At 70.0% G+C, this 15,829-nt stretch carries 16 protein-coding genes; 5 read left to right on the top strand and 11 right to left on the bottom strand.

The window, feature by feature from the left end; genetic code table 11:
- Positions 1–20 precede the first annotated feature (20 nt).
- On the bottom strand, positions 21–1,136 hold the full coding sequence (locus tag PSS76_RS05680) for an Rv0497 family membrane protein (protein WP_084869818.1): 1,116 nt from the start codon (positions 1,134–1,136) through the stop codon (positions 21–23).
- Positions 1,133–2,086 carry a Ppx/GppA family phosphatase gene (locus PSS76_RS05675; RefSeq protein ID WP_005518075.1) on the bottom strand — a complete coding sequence of 318 codons (954 nt, stop codon included), beginning with the start codon at positions 2,084–2,086 and terminating at the stop codon, positions 1,133–1,135. Before PSS76_RS05675 ends, PSS76_RS05680 begins: the two co-directional genes overlap by 4 nt.
- Positions 2,087–2,152: 66 nt before the next feature.
- Between PSS76_RS05675 and PSS76_RS05670 the strand changes: the two genes are divergently transcribed.
- Positions 2,153–2,941 (top strand): DUF3109 family protein, encoded by a 789-nt coding sequence (locus PSS76_RS05670; RefSeq protein WP_037086048.1) that lies wholly within the window; start codon positions 2,153–2,155, stop codon positions 2,939–2,941.
- Between the two features lie 70 nt (positions 2,942–3,011).
- Here the strand turns inward: PSS76_RS05670 and PSS76_RS05665 are convergent, their stop codons facing one another.
- The 9 genes from PSS76_RS05665 to PSS76_RS05625 form a co-directional block, all read right to left on the bottom strand.
- Positions 3,012–3,701 carry a response regulator gene (locus PSS76_RS05665; RefSeq protein WP_005518073.1) on the bottom strand — a complete coding sequence of 230 codons (690 nt, stop codon included), beginning with the start codon at positions 3,699–3,701 and terminating at the stop codon, positions 3,012–3,014.
- Positions 3,698–4,939 (bottom strand): sensor histidine kinase, encoded by a 1,242-nt coding sequence (locus PSS76_RS05660; protein ID WP_005518071.1) that lies wholly within the window; start codon positions 4,937–4,939, stop codon positions 3,698–3,700. The genes PSS76_RS05665 and PSS76_RS05660 overlap by 4 nt, the downstream gene beginning before the upstream one ends.
- Before the next feature lie 256 nt (positions 4,940–5,195).
- Positions 5,196–5,951, bottom strand: coding sequence for a phosphoglyceromutase (locus PSS76_RS05655; protein WP_172504603.1), 756 nt, complete (start codon positions 5,949–5,951; stop codon positions 5,196–5,198).
- Positions 5,952–6,009: 58 nt separating this feature from the next.
- The gene (locus PSS76_RS05650) at positions 6,010–6,294 is read right to left on the bottom strand and encodes a putative quinol monooxygenase (RefSeq protein ID WP_337455974.1); all 285 of its coding nucleotides are present in this window, start codon (positions 6,292–6,294) and stop codon (positions 6,010–6,012) included.
- A 229-nt stretch (positions 6,295–6,523) separates the two neighbouring features.
- Positions 6,524–6,853, bottom strand: coding sequence for a transglycosylase family protein (locus tag PSS76_RS05645; protein ID WP_005518053.1), 330 nt, complete (start codon positions 6,851–6,853; stop codon positions 6,524–6,526).
- 418 nt (positions 6,854–7,271) lie between these two features.
- Entirely contained in the window at positions 7,272–7,826 is a 555-nt protein-coding gene (locus tag PSS76_RS05640; protein WP_022597549.1) for a type III secretion system chaperone family protein, read from the bottom strand.
- Positions 7,823–9,157 (bottom strand): D-inositol-3-phosphate glycosyltransferase, encoded by a 1,335-nt coding sequence (gene mshA / locus PSS76_RS05635; protein ID WP_013417014.1) that lies wholly within the window; start codon positions 9,155–9,157, stop codon positions 7,823–7,825. Before mshA ends, PSS76_RS05640 begins: the two co-directional genes overlap by 4 nt.
- A 25-nt stretch (positions 9,158–9,182) precedes the next feature.
- Complete coding sequence (locus PSS76_RS05630) at positions 9,183–10,064, bottom strand: alpha/beta fold hydrolase (RefSeq protein WP_069856799.1); 882 nt, start codon at positions 10,062–10,064, stop codon at positions 9,183–9,185.
- A gap of 23 nt (positions 10,065–10,087) precedes the next feature.
- Complete coding sequence (locus PSS76_RS05625; protein WP_069856801.1) at positions 10,088–11,275, bottom strand: MFS transporter; 1,188 nt, start codon at positions 11,273–11,275, stop codon at positions 10,088–10,090.
- Between the two features lie 119 nt (positions 11,276–11,394).
- Here PSS76_RS05625 and PSS76_RS05620 point away from each other — a divergent pair, with 119 nt between their 5' ends.
- The 4 genes from PSS76_RS05620 to PSS76_RS05605 are packed head-to-tail and all read left to right on the top strand — an operon-like array spanning position 11,395 to position 15,820.
- Positions 11,395–12,168, top strand: coding sequence for a PIG-L family deacetylase (locus tag PSS76_RS05620; RefSeq protein WP_005518048.1), 774 nt, complete (start codon positions 11,395–11,397; stop codon positions 12,166–12,168).
- A 49-nt stretch (positions 12,169–12,217) separates the two neighbouring features.
- Positions 12,218–13,237, top strand: coding sequence for a tocopherol cyclase family protein (locus PSS76_RS05615; RefSeq protein WP_084846340.1), 1,020 nt, complete (start codon positions 12,218–12,220; stop codon positions 13,235–13,237).
- 19 nt (positions 13,238–13,256) lie between these two features.
- Positions 13,257–14,570 (top strand): lipase family protein, encoded by a 1,314-nt coding sequence (locus PSS76_RS05610; protein ID WP_106851720.1) that lies wholly within the window; start codon positions 13,257–13,259, stop codon positions 14,568–14,570.
- Entirely contained in the window at positions 14,567–15,820 is a 1,254-nt protein-coding gene (locus PSS76_RS05605) for a hypothetical protein (RefSeq protein WP_022597561.1), read from the top strand. Before PSS76_RS05610 ends, PSS76_RS05605 begins: the two co-directional genes overlap by 4 nt.
- Positions 15,821–15,829: the final 9 nt, after the last annotated feature.

The following is a 15,829-nucleotide window of genomic DNA, read 5'->3' as shown; positions in this document are numbered from 1 at the left end:
CCCGCTCCGCCCGTGTCCGGTCAGCTCGTGCTGAGCAGGAAGGCCAGGGGCCCGAGTGTCACGAACACACCCGCGACGACGGCGATGACCAGGCTCGCGATGTCGTCGGTGCGGCGCAGGATCCGCACCATCGCCACCAGTCCGACGATCACCAGGACCGCGAGGATCAGCGCCACCATCGGCAGCATGTCCCACAGCTTCTCGAAGCCCTTGAACATCAGCGCGCCCGCGACGACCGCGACAGCACCCTGCCCCAGCAGCACCGCCCACTGCTTCGCGGCGCTCGCCTCCTCGGGCAGGTCCTCGGGGTCGGCGGGGCTGTCGTCGTCGAGGTCGGTGTCCGCCGCACCGGCGTCTGCCTGAGCGGGCGCTGCCGCGTCGTTCCGTCGGAGCAGATCGCCGGCGACGCTCTGGCCCGAGAGCAGCCGCGGCTCCGGGTCCACACTGTGCGCGAGGGGCTGCGCCGGGACGGGCTCGAGGACCGTGGTCGCCGCCGACCGCCAACCGGAGTCGAACTTGTGATCGTCGGCCTTGCGGTCGTCGGCCCTGTGATCGTCGGCCTCGACGGCTCGCGAGATCAGGGTCGGGGTCTCTTCGGCCTTCGCGGCGGCGTCCTCGCCGGCCGCGTCGGTGTTCTCGTCCGCCTTGTCGGCAGCGTCCGCGTCCTTACGGGCTGCGACGGCGTCGGCCGACGAGAAGGCGACAGTGGCGTTCGCGTCCTTCGAGTCCTTCGAGTCCTTGGCGCCCTTCTCGTCCGAGGACTCGGGCTTCTCCGACTCGGGCTTCTTCTTCGGCTCGGCGACCGCGGTCGACTCGACGGCAGGAGTCTCGGGGGCGGGAGCGTCGTCGACAGGGGCCTCCGCCGCCGGCGCCTTCGTCTCGGGAGTCGTCGCCTCGGGAGCCTGCGTGTCGGGAGCCTGCGTGTCGGGAGCCTGCGTGTCGGGGGTCTCCGCGTCGGGCGTCTCCGGCGTCGCGGCACGGACGGCCTGGAACTCGCCGGTCAGCTCCGCGACGGAGATGCCGCCCTTCACACCGCGACGACGGCGTCCGCCGCCACCGGCACCGACGCGCTGGCCGTTGCGGGCCAGCAGTTCTGCAACCGAGATTGCTTGGCTGTCGCCTTCGGGCTCAGTCATCGAGCGCTCACCACCAGTTCTCCACCCATGTCCGTATCGAGCTTGCGAAGAATCAGACCCTCACGCAGTGCCCACGGGCAAATCTCGAGAGTGTCGATCCCCAGCGCGCGCATGCTGGCCTCCGCAACGAGAGCCCCGGCGACGATCTGCTGGGAACGGTCGGAGCTCACGCCCTCCAATTCTGCACGGTCCGCCGTCGTCATCCGTGAGATGAACGCGATCAGCTGCCGCAGCCCGCTCGCGGTGAGGGTGCGCTTGACGCGCGGACCTGCACCGGAAGGCGCTGCGCCGGTGAGGCGGGCGAGGGATCGGAAGGTCTTGGAGGTGCCGACGCGCAGGTCCGCGGCGCCCGCGGCGCGCAACTCCTTCGCGGGGGTGGCCAGTTCGGCGTCGAGCCAGTCGCGCAGCACGGCGACACGGCGCTTGCCCGGGGGATCCTCCTGGAGCCAGTCCCGGGTGAGCCGGCCGGCGCCGAGTTGCAGCGAGAACGCGACGTCGGGATCCTCGTCGCCGCCGCACGTCAGCTCGAGCGAACCACCGCCGATGTCGAGGTTGAGGATGCGCCCGGCGCTCCACCCGTACCAGCGGCGCACCGCGAGGAAGGTCAGCCGCGCCTCGTCGACGCCGGAGAGCACCTCGAGGTTCACGCCGGTCTCGGCGCGCACGCGGGAGAGGACGGCCTCGGAGTTGTTGGCGTCGCGCACGGCCGACGTCGCGAAGGCCATCAGCTCACCGCACCCCGACGACCTGGCGATACCGGCGAAATCGCCCACCGTCTCGACCAACCGGTCGGCACCGAACGCGGTGATGTCCCCGCGGTCGTCCGTGTTCTCCGCAAGCCGTAGAGCGGCTTTCGTCGAACTCATCGGGGTGGGGTGCCCACCACGATGTGCGTCCACCACGAGCAGGTGGACGGTGTTGCTTCCGACGTCGAGTACCCCAAGGCGCACACGGTTACGGTACTGGGTCTACCGTCGGGCACTGTGACAGCAGGCAGCACCGACAGGTCCCACAAGTTGGCTCCCGCGCCGGAAGTAGATCTCGATTTCCCGCGCGAGTGGGTGCAGTTCGTCGATCCAGAGAACGCCGAGCACACCATCAAGGCCGACATGACGTGGCTTCTTTCGCGCTGGACCTGCGTGTTCGGCACCCCCGCATGCCAGGGCACGGTCGCCGATCGCCCCGACGACGGCTGCTGCTCGCACGGCGCTTTCCTGTGTGACGACGAGGACCGCGAGAAGCTCGACAACGCGGTGAGGATGCTCACACCGGACGACTGGCAGTTCATGGAGAAGGGTCTCGGGAAGAAGGGGTACCTCGAGGAGGACGATCTCGAGGACGAGCCCGCGTTGCGCACCCGCAAGTACAAGGGCGCGTGCATCTTCCTCAACCGCCCCGGACATCCCGGCGGCATCGGATGCGCGCTGCACCAGATGGCGCTGCGCAAGGGCATCGAGCCGCTCGAGGTGAAGCCCGAGGTGTGCTGGCAGCTGCCGATCCGCCGCACCCAGGAGTGGGTGGACCGGCCCGACGGCGAGCAGATCCTCGAGACCACGATCACCGAGTACGACCGTCGCGGCTGGGGCGAGGGCGGCGAGGACCTGACGTGGTACTGCTCGGGCTCGCCCGACGCGCACGTCGGCACCCGTCCGGTGTGGCAGTCGTACGCCCCGGAACTGACCGAACTGTTGGGCAAGGCCGCGTACGACGAACTCGCGTCGCTCTGCCGCCGCCGCGAGGGACTGGGCCTCATCGCGGTGCACCCCGCGACCACCGCCGCGCAGGCGAAGGCGCAGCGCGACTGACCGCCCGGGCGGCCGAATGTCACACGCGCTCAGCCCGACTGGACGCGTGTGACATTCGGCCACGGAGAGCTCACTCCTCGAGCTTGTACCCCAGGCCGCGCACCGTGACCAGGTGCTTCGGCTTGCCCGGATCGCCCTCGATCTTGGCGCGCAACCGCTTGACGTGGACGTCGAGGGTCTTGGTGTCGCCCACGTAGTCGGCGCCCCACACCCGGTCGATCAGCTGGCCGCGGGTGAGCACCCGGCCGGAGTTGCGCAGCAGATACTCGAGCAGGTCGAACTCCTTGAGCGGCAACGTGACCGGGTCGCCGTTCACATGCACCAGGTGCCGCTCGACGTCCATCCGGACCGGGCCGGCCGCGAGGACGCCGTCGTCCACGTCGGTGGCGGCCTCGTTGTCCGCTCCGCGGCGCAGCACCGCGCGGATGCGGGCGATGAGTTCGCGAGCCGAGTACGGCTTGGTGACGTAGTCGTCCGCGCCGAGTTCCAGACCGACCACCTTGTCGATCTCGCTGTCGCGGGCGGTGACCATGATGACCGGCACCGACGACTTCGCCCGCAACTGCTTGCAGACATCCGTTCCGCTCATGCCGGGCAGCATGACGTCGAGCAGGACGATGTCGGCGCCGGAGCGCTCGAACTCGGCCAGCGCGGACGGACCGTCACCGACGACGGTCGTCTCGAAGCCCTCCTTGCGGAGCAGGAACGCGAGCGGATCGGCCAGCGATTCCTCGTCCTCCACGATCAGCACACTCGTCAACGGTTGGCCTCCAGGCTCGTGGCGGCGGCGCCTCGCGCCGCGGCCTTCTTGTCGATCATCGATGAATCACGGTTCTCGCCCGCCGCGGCGGGCTCGGGTGGAACGGTCTCGAAGTGGGCGGGGATCCGCAGGGTGAACGTGGACCCGGTGCCGGGCCGGCTCCACAGGTCGATGGATCCGTTGTGGTTGGCGGCGACGTGCTTGACGATCGCCAGCCCCAACCCGGTGCCGCCGGTGGCGCGGGAGCGGGCCTTGTCGACGCGGAAGAACCGCTCGAAGACGCGTTCCTGGTCCTCCTTGGCGATGCCGATGCCGCGGTCGGTGACCGCGATCGCGACGTCGTCGCCGCGGACGGTGCGGCTCACCGAGACCGGGGTGCCCTTCGGCGAGTAGGCGATGGCGTTCTCGACCAGGTTCGACAGGGCCGTCACGAGCAAGGTGCGGTCGCCCATCACCTCGAGCCCGCTCGGGGCGTCGGCGTGGACGGTGATGTCGGCGGCCTCGGCGGCCACGCTGGACCGGCGCAGTGCCTCGGCGATGACGTCGTCGACGTCCACCACCTCGAGGTCGGGCAGTTTCTCCGCCCCCTGCAGACGCGACAGCGCGATCAGTTCGGTGACCATGTTGCCCAGGCGGGCGGACTCGCTCAGCACCCGCTGACCGAAGTAGCGGACCGAGTCGGGGTCGTCGGCCGATTCGAGTAGCGCCTCCGCGAGCAGACCCATCGCGCCGACGGGGGTCTTGAGTTCGTGGCTCACATTGGCGACGAAGTCACGGCGCGTGGCCTCCATGCGGACCTGCTCGGAGTCGTCGTCGGCGAACACCACGACGAAGCGGCGGTCCTCCTCGCTCAGCAGTCGCGCGACGCCGCGCACGGCGATCTTGTCGCGTCCGCGTTGTGGCGTCCGCGCAGTCAGGTCGACCTCGACGGGCTCGCCCTTCGCGAGCACCTCGGTGGCGGCGACCCACGCTCGGTCGTCGAGCATGCGGTTGCGGACCAACCCGAGCTCCTCGGCGCGCGGGTTGACCAACACGACGTCGTTGAACTTGTCGACGACCGCGATGCCGCTCTCCGAGGTGAGAACGATCAGGTCGAGCACCTGGGACATCGTCAAGCCCGCCTGGGCCTTCTGCCGCTCGGCGTGACGCCTGCTCAGTCGGGGAACGACGACCCCGCCGACGACGTAACCGACGATCGCGGTCGCGACGGCCAAGATTACGGCCTGAACAACAGTCACACGTGAATCGTACGTTCGCACGGACGACGCACGAAGGCGGGTGTGACCGTTTTCTCGCACGTCACAGGCCCGAGAGCTGGCGTTATCCACCTGTTCACCGTTTGTTTCCCGCTCCCCTCGCATTTTGCGCACTCATCGCGTTCCGGGCACGGAAAACCCCGCGTTTCGCGCACTTGACGCCGGCCGGGAGGGGCCGTCGTCGCGACAAGTGCGCGAAACGCGGGGTCGAGAGAGAACCGCCGAGGACTGCCTGGAACTACTTGGCGCCCTGGTTCGCGACGGCCGCGGCACCGGCCGCGGCGGCCGCCGGATCGAGGTAGGTGCCACCCGGGTTGAGCGGCTTCAGGTTCTCGTCCAGGTCGTAGCGCAGCGGGATGCCCGTCGGAATGTTCAGACCCGCGATGTCCTCGTCGGAGATGCCGTCGAGATGCTTGACGAGTGCGCGCAGCGAGTTGCCGTGCGCGGTGACCAGGACCGTCTTGCCCGCCTTCAGGTCGGCCGCGATGGTCTCCTCCCAGTACGGGACGAGACGCTTGACGACGTCGAGCAGGCACTCGGTCAGCGGGACCTCGGGCAGGGCGGCGTAGCGCACGTCCTGGTCCTGGCTGTACTCGCTGCCGGCCTCGATGGGCGGCGGCGGGGTGTCGTAGCTACGACGCCACAGCATGAACTGGTCCTCGCCGAACTCGGCCTTGGTCTGGGCCTTGTTCTTGCCCTGCAGCGCGCCGTAGTGACGCTCGTTGAGGCGCCAGTCGCGGATGACGGGGATCCAGTGGCGGTCGCAGGCGTCGAGCGCGAGGTTCGCGGTGCTGATCGCGCGACGCAGCAGCGACGTGTAGAGCACGTCCGGGAGCAGGTTGTGCTCGGCGAGCAGTTCACCGGCACGCTTGCCCTCGGCCATGCCCTTGTCGGTGAGGTGCACGTCCACCCAGCCGGTGAACAGGTTCAGCGCGTTCCATTCGCTCTCGCCGTGGCGGAGCAGCACAAGTGTTCCGGTACTCATACCCCCAATCCTGGCATGACGCACTCGGACGCCTGCGACAGCCGTCGGTGCGCACTCCGGTGCCGCGTCAGGACAGGCTGAGGTGTGGTGCGAATCCCAGCGTTCGATCAGCGGAACCGAACTCGTCCAGTAACGCCCGCATGTGCGCGGTGCTGGCATGATCGTCGAGCGCCTGACAGGTCTTCCAGTGCTCGAAGCAGTAGAGGAGGCCGGGGTCGTCGAGGTCGTGGCAGAACTCGTAGGCGATACAGCCCGGCTCGCCGAGCGTCGGCTCTACCAGGTCCAGCATTGCCCGAGCATCCCGGTCGGCGTGGTCGGGCCGGACCGTCACTCGGATGAAGGCGGTCTGCATCTCGACGCGTCCTCTCGTGAACGGACCGGACCGCCCGGCCGCCACAACGTAGGAGGCGCCAGACACCTTGCGGCAGAGAACCTCCCGCCCGACGGGAGATCCAGCACCCGCGCCCCCGCTCGCCCCAGAATGGCTGAAGGGTCCCTTCGTGCGCTGGTAGCGCACAAAGGGACCCTTCAGCTCGTCCGCGGGGGCTCAGCCCAGCCCCACTGTCGAACTCGGTGGTCGATCAGAGGTACTGACCGCACACCGGCCATGCACCGCGGCCCTGACCGGCCAGGACGTTCTCGGCGACGCGAATCTGCTCTTCGCGCGAGTTCTGGTGGGCCATGCCCGAGCCGCCGAACGACTGCCAGGTGCTCGCGGTGAACTGCAGGCCGCCGTAGAAGCCGTTGCCGGTGTTGGCGGCCCAGTTGCCGCTGCTCTCACACTGCGCGACGGCGTCCCAGTTGCCGGAGGCGGCGTTGGCGGTGCCGGTGCTCAGGGCGAAGGGGGCGGCGACGAGGGCCGCGGTCGCGGCGACGGTACCGATGGTGCGCTTGATGTCGAACTTGGCCATGGGGGGTGGATCCTCTCCGTATTGCGGGCGAGGCGGCCTGCGGACGACGACGTCGATCCGGGCTCGGGTTGGGCCTCGCTTCTGCCCCTCGAAGGTCTTGCTCCGTCCGATCCCGCGGGGCAGAGCCGGCGGCGGCGGGTCGGGGTCTTGCTTCCTTGCGGTTGTTGCTTCTCGAGTTCGTTCGTCTCGAGCTGGTTACAACCGTAGGCACCGATTACGGAAAGGTCACGGGTCGATTTTGTGGGACACCCGTACGTGAAATACGCCATGAGCTGGTAAAAGTCGCAGCTCAGCGGTGCAGAATTGCCGTCGAGTACCGGCGTCGTTGCATAACCGTAATGTGACTCAGGTCACTCGGATTTAGTGAACACGGTCACGAAATCTCGGCCGGATAACGAGCCGGGCCGCCCGCGAGTCGTTACTGCGACCGGGGATCGGGACCCCATCCGGCTCCACTCGGTGCGTCCTGCGCATCCTCGACGAGGTGCTTGAACGGCTCGAGGTTCGCGAGCGACTCGCCCCGCGACACCCGCCAGGCCCACTCGCGCTTGATCGACGACGCGAATCCCAACTCGAGCAGCGTGTTGAAGTCGCCGTCCGCCGCCTCGAGGATCGAGCCCAGCACTCGGTCCAGTTCGGCGCCGGTCACCGCGTGCGCGGACATCCGGCCCACCAGATAGATGTCGCCGATCTTGTCGATCGTGTAGTAGGCCCCGTACAGCCGGCGGTTGCGGCGCAGCAGGTACTTGTAGACGCCTTCGAAGTTCTCGTCCGGCTTGCGACACACGAACGCCTCGACTCGGACGCCGTGGTTGCCGACCGTGAGCAGCGTGGTCGTCTTCAGCTTGTGCTCGCCCGGCAGTTCCACGACGAACTGGTTCTCGCCCCGGCGGCTGTAGTCCAGTTCGCGTTCCTTCAGGGCTGCATCGATGATGCCGCTGACGGCGTCCGCCGTCGGTTCCTGTTCGCTCACGCTCGCACTCCGCTCGTCCGACGCAATTTCCACAACCCGCGTGGCCTACGCTGCCAGAGTTCGCCGCCCTCCGCCCGGTGATACATCGCGGTCGCGGCCCGATAGCTCGCGAGCAGCGCGTCCGCCGTGTGCTCCCACGAGAAGTTCTCGGCGTGCCGCGGCGCGCGGGCCGCCAGTTCGTCGAGTCGGTCCGGCGACGCGACGAGCGACTCGAGCGCCGCCGCCCAGTCGTCGATGCGATGTCCCTGGACGAGCATGCCTGTCAGGCCGTCGCGCACGGCCACACCGAGACCGCCCACGTCGGCAGCGATCACCGGCGTTCCGCACGCCTGTGCCTCGATCGCGACGAGCCCGAACGATTCCGAATAGCTCGGTACCGCAACGAGATCCGACGCGCGATACACGTCGGCGAGCCGGTCGGGCGGCTGGGGCGGCAGGAACGTCACCCGCGCGGTGATGCCGAGCGCCGCGGCCAGCTCGATCAGCGAATCGGGTCGGTCGAGCCCGGTACCGGACGGCCCGCCCACCACCAGTACCCGCAGCGGCAGGTCCGGACGCCGGCCGGCCACCTCGGCCGCGGCGCGCAGCAGCACGTCGGGAGCCTTGAGCGGCTGGATCCGGCCGACGAACGTCACGATGGTCTCGGACGGGTCGAGGCCGAGCGCAGCGCGGGCAGCGAGACGGTCGCCGGGCCGGTAGCGCGTCAGGTCGGCGCCCGGCGCGACGATGTCGATCTTGTCCGCCGAAGCGCCGTACGTGGCGGTGAGCTGCGCGGCCTCGTCGACGGTGTTGGCGGTCAGCCGGTCGGCCTCCGCGACCACCTGCTGCTCACCGATCTGCCGGGCGGCCGGCTCGGGGGTGTCGCCCTCCGCGAGCGACGCGTTCTTCACGGCGGCCAGGGTGTGCGCGGTGTGCACCAGCGGCACCCCCCACCGGTCGCGGGCCAGCCAGCCGACCTGCCCGGACAGCCAGTAGTGCGAGTGCACGAGGTCGTAGTGGCCGGGCTCGTGCCGAACCTCTTCCCGCAGCACACCGGCAGCGAACGCGCACAGCTGCGTGGGCAGTTCGTGCTTGTCGAGACCCTCGTACGGGCCGGCCGCGACGTTGCGCACCCGCACACCCGGCGCCGCGTCCTGCACGACCGGCGTGGCCGACGACGTGGCGCGGGTGAAGATGTCGACCTCGACACCGCGGCGGGCCAGCTGGATGGCGGTCTGCAGCACGTACACGTTCATTCCACCCGCATCGCCGGTGCCCGGCTGGGCCAGCGGCGACGTGTGTACGGACAGAACCGCGACCCGTCTCGGCGTCGCACTGTGCTTGGGTGTCACGCGTCCATACTGCCCTGTCGCTCTGTCAGGAGGTAATTGCGCCCGCGCTGTTCTCGCCGACCGGGACACCCTCCCCGAGGTCCGACAGGAATCCGTCGACCTCGCTCACGAACCGCGCCGGATCCTCGACGAACGGGCCGTGCCCGCAACCCTCCCAGTACGACACACGGGCCTGCGGGATCAGCTCGGCGGCGTGCTCACCTGCAGAGACGTCGACGACAGCGTCGGCGGTGCCGTGCAGCACCAGGGCGGGGACGTCGAGGGCGCGCAGCACGTCGTCGTGGCTCGCAGCCCGCCGGAACAGCGCCGACCGCACCCGCGGCGGGGTGGACAGGCTTGCACCGAACAGCGCCTGCGACAGAGCGCCCCGGGCCGCATCGCCGCCGAGCGGACCGGTCAGCGCCGTCCCGAAACTGCCCAGGGCCCTAACCGCGACGTCGGGGTCCTCGGCCATCGCGGCAGGGATCGCGGCCTTCATCGCCGGTCCCACTGCGCCGCCGCGCTCACCGCGTCCGATGCTCGTGATCGCCCCCACGAACACCACGGCGTCGACCGCTCCCGTCCCGTGCGCGGCGAGATAGTCGCAGATCACCAACCCGCCGTACGACCAGCCCAGCAGCGCCGCGCCCGCGGAGATCCCCTCCGCGGACAGCACCGCGTCGACGTCGGCGGCCCAGTTCGCGGAGTCGTCGTAGCCCGCAGCGGGGACGTCCGAACAGCCGTGTCCACGCAGGTCGACGGCGATCACGCGGTACCGCTCCGCCAGCGCGTCGACGACCTGCTCGCCCCAGCAGCGCGACGACTGCGCCCATCCGTGGATCAGGACGAGCGGCCTGGAGGCCGCATTACCGAACGCTCGATAAACGATGGTGGTGCCGTCGGCACTGACGGTTTCGCGAATGGCCATGGCGTCACCCTAAGGGGCCGCGGTCACCGGGCGCTGCGCGCGCGGTGCAGGAGGTAGGCGGTCAGGGCGACGACCAACGCCGTCGCGCCCGCGACCACCACCACCGCGAATCCGGCCCGGGTGCCGAAGCCGTCGATCATCTGCCCGGCGAGGGCCGAACCGACGGCGACCCCTACGCCGAGGCCGGTCACGGTCCAGGTGATGCCCTCGGTGAGTTTGTGCTGCGGGACGACCGCCTCCACGAGGGTCGTCGCGATGATCAGTGTCGGCGCGATCGAGATACCGGCGAGCGCGAGTGCCGCGGTGAGCATCGGGATCGAGTCGACGAGCAGCAGCGGCCACACCAGGACCGCGACGACGACGGTGGCGAACACGAGCTGGCGCCGCAGCGCCGCACCGGGACGCAGCGCACCGAAGACGATGCCGGCCACCGCGGACCCGCCCGCGAAGAGGGCCAGCGCGATCGTCGCGGCGGCGGGCGCTCCCCGGTCCGTCGCGAAGGCGATGCTCGTGACGTCGACGGCACCGAAGATCGTGCCCATCCCGAGCATCACCGCCACCAGCGCCCAGATCGCCGGGTTCCGGACCACCGAGGCACCGGCATGCGCGTCCCGCTCGGCGACGGCCGGTTCGGTGCCGCGCTGCGCTACGAGGGCCAGCGTGCCGACCACCAGCAGGATCAGCGCCAGCAGCGGACCGGCCTCCGGGAACACCGACACCGACAGACCCACCGAGATCACCGGGCCGGCGATGAAGCAGACCTCGTCGAGGACCGACTCGAAGGCGAACGCGGTGCGCAACTGCGGTTGTCCGCGATACAGCTCCGTCCACCGGGCGCGGACCATCGCACCGATCGTCGGCATACAGCCGGCCGGGATCGCGAGCAGGAACAGCACGAAATCGGGTGTCCCGATGCGCACACAGAGCAGCAGCGTGGCGAGCGCGCCCGCGCTCACCGCGGATGCGGCCGGCAGCACCCGACGCTGCCCGTACCGGTCGACGGCGCGCGACACCAGTGGCGTGATCGCGGCGTAGGAGAGGGCGAACACCGCCGAGAGTGCACCGGCCACCGCGTAGTCACCCCGCAACTGCGACAGCATGGTCACGATGCCGATGCCCACCATCGCGATCGGCAGGCGTGCGACGAACCCGGCCGCGGAGAACGCGGCCGACCCGCGGGCGGCGAAGATCTCCCGGTACGTACCGATCATTGCCGGTGTCTCTCCTGAACCATCCGCGACGAGGCGCGCCGCGCCGGCCGGTAACCAGTTGTCGGGAGAAGTCTCGCACCCTTGCCCCCGGGTCCGACCGGGGTGTAAGCATTCTCCGCATGAGCGTTCTGGTCTGCTTCCATGCGCATCCCGACGACGAGGTCTTCGTGACCGGCGGCGTGATGCGCCAGGCCGCCGATGCCGGGCACCGGGTCGTGGTGGTGACCGCGACCGACGGAGCGCTCGGCGAGGTGCCGGACGGCCTGCTCGGTGACGGCGAGACGCTGGCGCAGCGTCGTCGCCGCGAACTCGAGGCGTCGACGAGCGTGCTGGGCGCGCATCGGGTGGTGATGCTGCACTACGCCGACTCCGGTATGGCCGGGACGCCGGAGAACGCGCACCCGGACGCCTTCTGCAACGTCGACGTCGACACCGCCGCGGCCCGCCTCGCCGAGATCCTGGTCGAGGAGGGCGCGGACGTCCTGACGATCTACGACCCCAACGGCGGCTACGGCCATCCCGACCACGTGCAGGTCCACCATGTCGGCGTCCGGGCGGCCGAGCTCGCGAACGTCGCGCACGTGTACGAGGCCGCGGTCAGCCGCGACCACATCCGACGCATGATGGCGGCGAACCCGGAGTGGAGCGAGGAGGCGACTCCGCCCGACTTCGAGACCTTCGGCCTGTCGGACGACGAGATCACGACGGTCGTCGACGTCACGGCCGCGCTCGCTGCCAAGCGTGCCGCGATGCTCGCGCACGAGACGCAGATCGGCGATTTCGGCCCGTTCCTGCAGATGCCGGAGGAACAGCTGCACGCCGCGTTCGGCCAGGAGTGGTTCCGTCGCCGCGGCGCACCGAGCGGACTGGCCGAGACCGCGCTCCCCCTCTGATAGCGCCAACTGCCTGCGGATTCACCACGGGCCGACCTAGCATCGGCTCATGCCCGGTCTCCTCGCGCGCTACCGACGGACCGGCGCCGACGTGCCGTTCGGGAATCCACTCGCCGCGCACGGCGTGGCGATGGAGGGCTACTTCTGGCGCTTCACCCAACGCGACACCGGCCGGGTGCTGATCGCCCTCGCCGGCATCAACCGCGCCGCCGACGGGCCGTGGGCCACCCTGGGCCTGGGCGCGCATCCGGGCGGATTCCTCAGGACTGCAGCACATCCCGTCGCGTCCGCCGATCCGCACGGGCTGGGCGCGTTCGCGGGCTCGGCGTTCCACGGCACTCGGGACCGTCTGCGCGTGGACCTCGGACCGGGCGCGTGCATCGACGTCCGGATCACCGACCGGTTCGAGTGGCCGCGCCGACGGCTGGGCGGGTCGAGCGTCTTCCACACGGTGCCCGCGCTCAACCAGTACTGGCACCCGTGGCTGCTCGGGGGCCGCGCCGAGGGGTGGGCCGACGTCGACGGCGAACGCTGGGATCTCGACGGCGCCCAGGTGTACGGCGAGAAGAACTGGGGCCGGGGTGGTTTCCCCGAGGCGTGGTGGTGGGGCCAGGCGCAGGGGTTCGACGACCCGCGGGTGTGCGTCGCGTTCGCCGGCGGCGTCGTCACGGCCGGCCCGCTGCGCACCGAGGTGACCGCTGTCGTCGTGGCGTTGCCCGACGGCACCGTGGTCCGGGTCGGGAATCCGGTGCTCTCCCCGGTCCGGGCGCGGGTGGACGACGAGTCGTGGCAGCTCAGCGGTGGTAGCCGCCGGTGGTCGGTGGAGATTCGAGGCGAGGCGAGGCGCGGCGACGCCCACGTCCTGCCGGTGCCGCTGCCCGCGCAGCACCGCAACGTCCCGGGTGCGCTCGAGCACCTCGGCGGCAGGTTGTCTGTAACGCTGAGTCACAATGGCCGATGTCGTCTGTCGGGTGCATCACACCTGGCGGGGCTCGAGTGGGGTGGGATCTCTCGGGCGCACGACGAACTCCGACGGCGCGAACGCGCGTGCGGGGACACACAGAACTGAAGAACTCGAGGGGGGATCCTTGCGCAGGCTTCGATCGACACTCGCGGCGACCGCGGTCGCCGCGGCGGCGCTGCTGGTCGGCGCGCCGACGGTGGCGGCGGCACCGGACACGGTGGACATGGGCGACGTGTTCGGGCCGTTCGTGCTCGACACGTTCCGGGACGGCCGGATCGCGCCGCCCGAGCAGTGGCGGCCCCGGCACCCCGTCACCGATCCGTGGTTCCAGGCCCCACCCGTCGCCGACCTCGCCCCCGGAACGCTACTCAAGGCCCGCCCGGCGACCGTCCAGGTGTACGGCGTGCAGCCGGCGCACGTGCGCGGGTACCAACTGATGTACGTCACAACCGATTTCGACGGTTCCCGGGTGGTGAGCACCGGAATCCTCATGATTCCCGAGGACGGCACCGCGCCGCAGGACCGCAAGCTCATCGGCTACTCCGAGGCCAACGACAGCCTCGGACCGGGCTGCATGCCGAGCGCGCAGTGGACGGGCACCGACCAGGACGACCCGTCGCTGTTCTCGGCGCTCGGGCCCGTAGCGCAGATGTTCGGCAACGGCTGGGCCGTGATGATGAGCGACACCGCCAACGACGGCGATCCCGCACCCAACGGGTTCTCGATCGGCCAGTTCTCCGGCGCCGCAACGCTCGACGGCCTGCGCGCCGCGATCGCGCTACCCGAGGCCGAGTTCGAGCGGGACGTCCCGATAGGGATCTACGGCATCGCCGGCGGCGGCGTAGCTGCCGGATTCGCCGCGGAGAAGCAGGCGTCGTACGCGCCGGAACTCGACGTCGTCGGCACGGTGCTGCAAGCCATGGTGATCGACAGCGCCACGTTCGAACGCAAGGCGGACGGCGGGATCGGTGCGGGCTTCGTGTTCGCGAACTCCCTCGGCTACGCGGCCCGCTACCCCGAGATCGACCTCGACAGGGAGCTGACCCCGCTCGGCAAGCAGGTCGCGGACCTCTTCAACCGCACGTGCCAGCAGACCTACCTGCTGATGCCCTTCATGCCGCTGAGCGCGCTGTACACGCACGGGCGCCCCGCCGACAATCCGGCATTCGCCCGGGCCTACGCCGAGAACCGCATGGGTCAGCAGGCACCGAAGGCGCCGGTGCTGATCACCTCGTGCCGGGACGACTTCCTGGTCCCCTACTCCGACGTCGAGAACCTGATCGCCGCGTACCGCGCGGGCGGCACCGACGTCACGGTGGAGCCGAGTCACTGCGGCGTCACCGACGTCCTGACCGACCCCTACCGGGTGGGCACCGAAATGCTCGGCATGCAGAACGTCGACTGGTTCGTCGGCAAGTTCGAGGAGACGACTCGATGAGGAAACTGCTCACCGGCGCGCTCGCCGCCGCGCTCCTGTTCGTCCCGACGGCGGTGGCAACCGCCGACCCTGCGCTGGACGGCAAGCTCGACGGCTACCTCGACGCCCCGCTGTCGAACGAGAACGCCGAGTCGAACGGCGGCGTCAACCCGTCGTTCTCGACCGACCCCGACGAGCTGGGCGCCCTGCTCGACCGGGCGCGCACGCAGGGTGTCGAGCCGACGCGGTACAAGGCTCTGCTGCAACAGTTCTGGCTCGCAACGGCCACTCGCAAGGCCGGCCTGGATCTGAACAACTGGGACGCGGGTCGGGGCCTGGCGGCGAACGAGCAGAACCTCGCCAACACGTTCCGCTACTACGAGCGCCTGCAACTCGAGAATCCGAACTTCCTGTGGACCGGGCAGGGCGGCATGGCCGGGCCGTCGTTCGCCGCGGGCATCATGGATGTCGACCTCGGGCGCGTCGTGCTCGACGTCCGCGCGGTGCGGGACGCGATCGCCACCGTCGTCGGCGCGCTCGACTCCGCCGCGGCACCGGCCACCGCGAACCTGCCGGAGGACGTGCGCGCGGTCCTCGAGGTGGGTGCCGTCGTCACCGCCGACGACATCGCCCACTTCCAGACGCAGGTCATCGCGATGAGCAAGCACATCTTCATGGACCTGATCCCGCAGCACGAGGCCTACCTCGCCGGTGGCATGACGGCGATCGACGAGTACCGCGACGCCGGCCTGATCGACGAGAACGCCTATCAGGCCTGGCGGAAGGTGGACACCGGCGACCCGGACAAGGTCGTCGAGGGCAACAAGGATCTCCTGTATCGCGAGCAGTACCAATCGATCGGCGCGCAGTGGGACGCCGCCCGCAACTACCGGGGGGCGGTGGGCCGGGCGTTGACCTACCTCAGCACCGTCGCCGCCGATCCCGCGATCCCGGGCGTCGTCCCACCGCGCGAGGCCGATCCGCTGGTCCTGACCGCCGGTCATCTCACGGGCACCGTCGCCGACGGCCCGCAGTGGCGTCTGCAGACCCCGCTGCCGGCGTTCAACTGGTCCGACCGCGACGCACGCTGGACGTACATCACCGAGCAGATGCTGCCGAAGTACCGCGCGCTCAAGGACACTCAGCCCGACCTGTGGCGAGCGACGCTGTCCAAGCCGATGGAGCAGCAGATCGGCGACCAGCGGGCGCTGGCGCGGCTGCCGCAGATGCTGCTGTCCATGGCTCGGACCACACAGGCTCAGTACTTCTGAACCCGCGCG

The organism is Prescottella sp. D32 (assembly GCF_037287305.1).
GTDB classification, from domain to species: Bacteria; Actinomycetota; Actinomycetes; order Mycobacteriales; family Mycobacteriaceae; genus Prescottella; species Prescottella equi.
The sequence above is the reverse complement of the archived record's forward strand: the minus strand, read 5'-3'. Positions and strand labels throughout refer to the sequence as shown.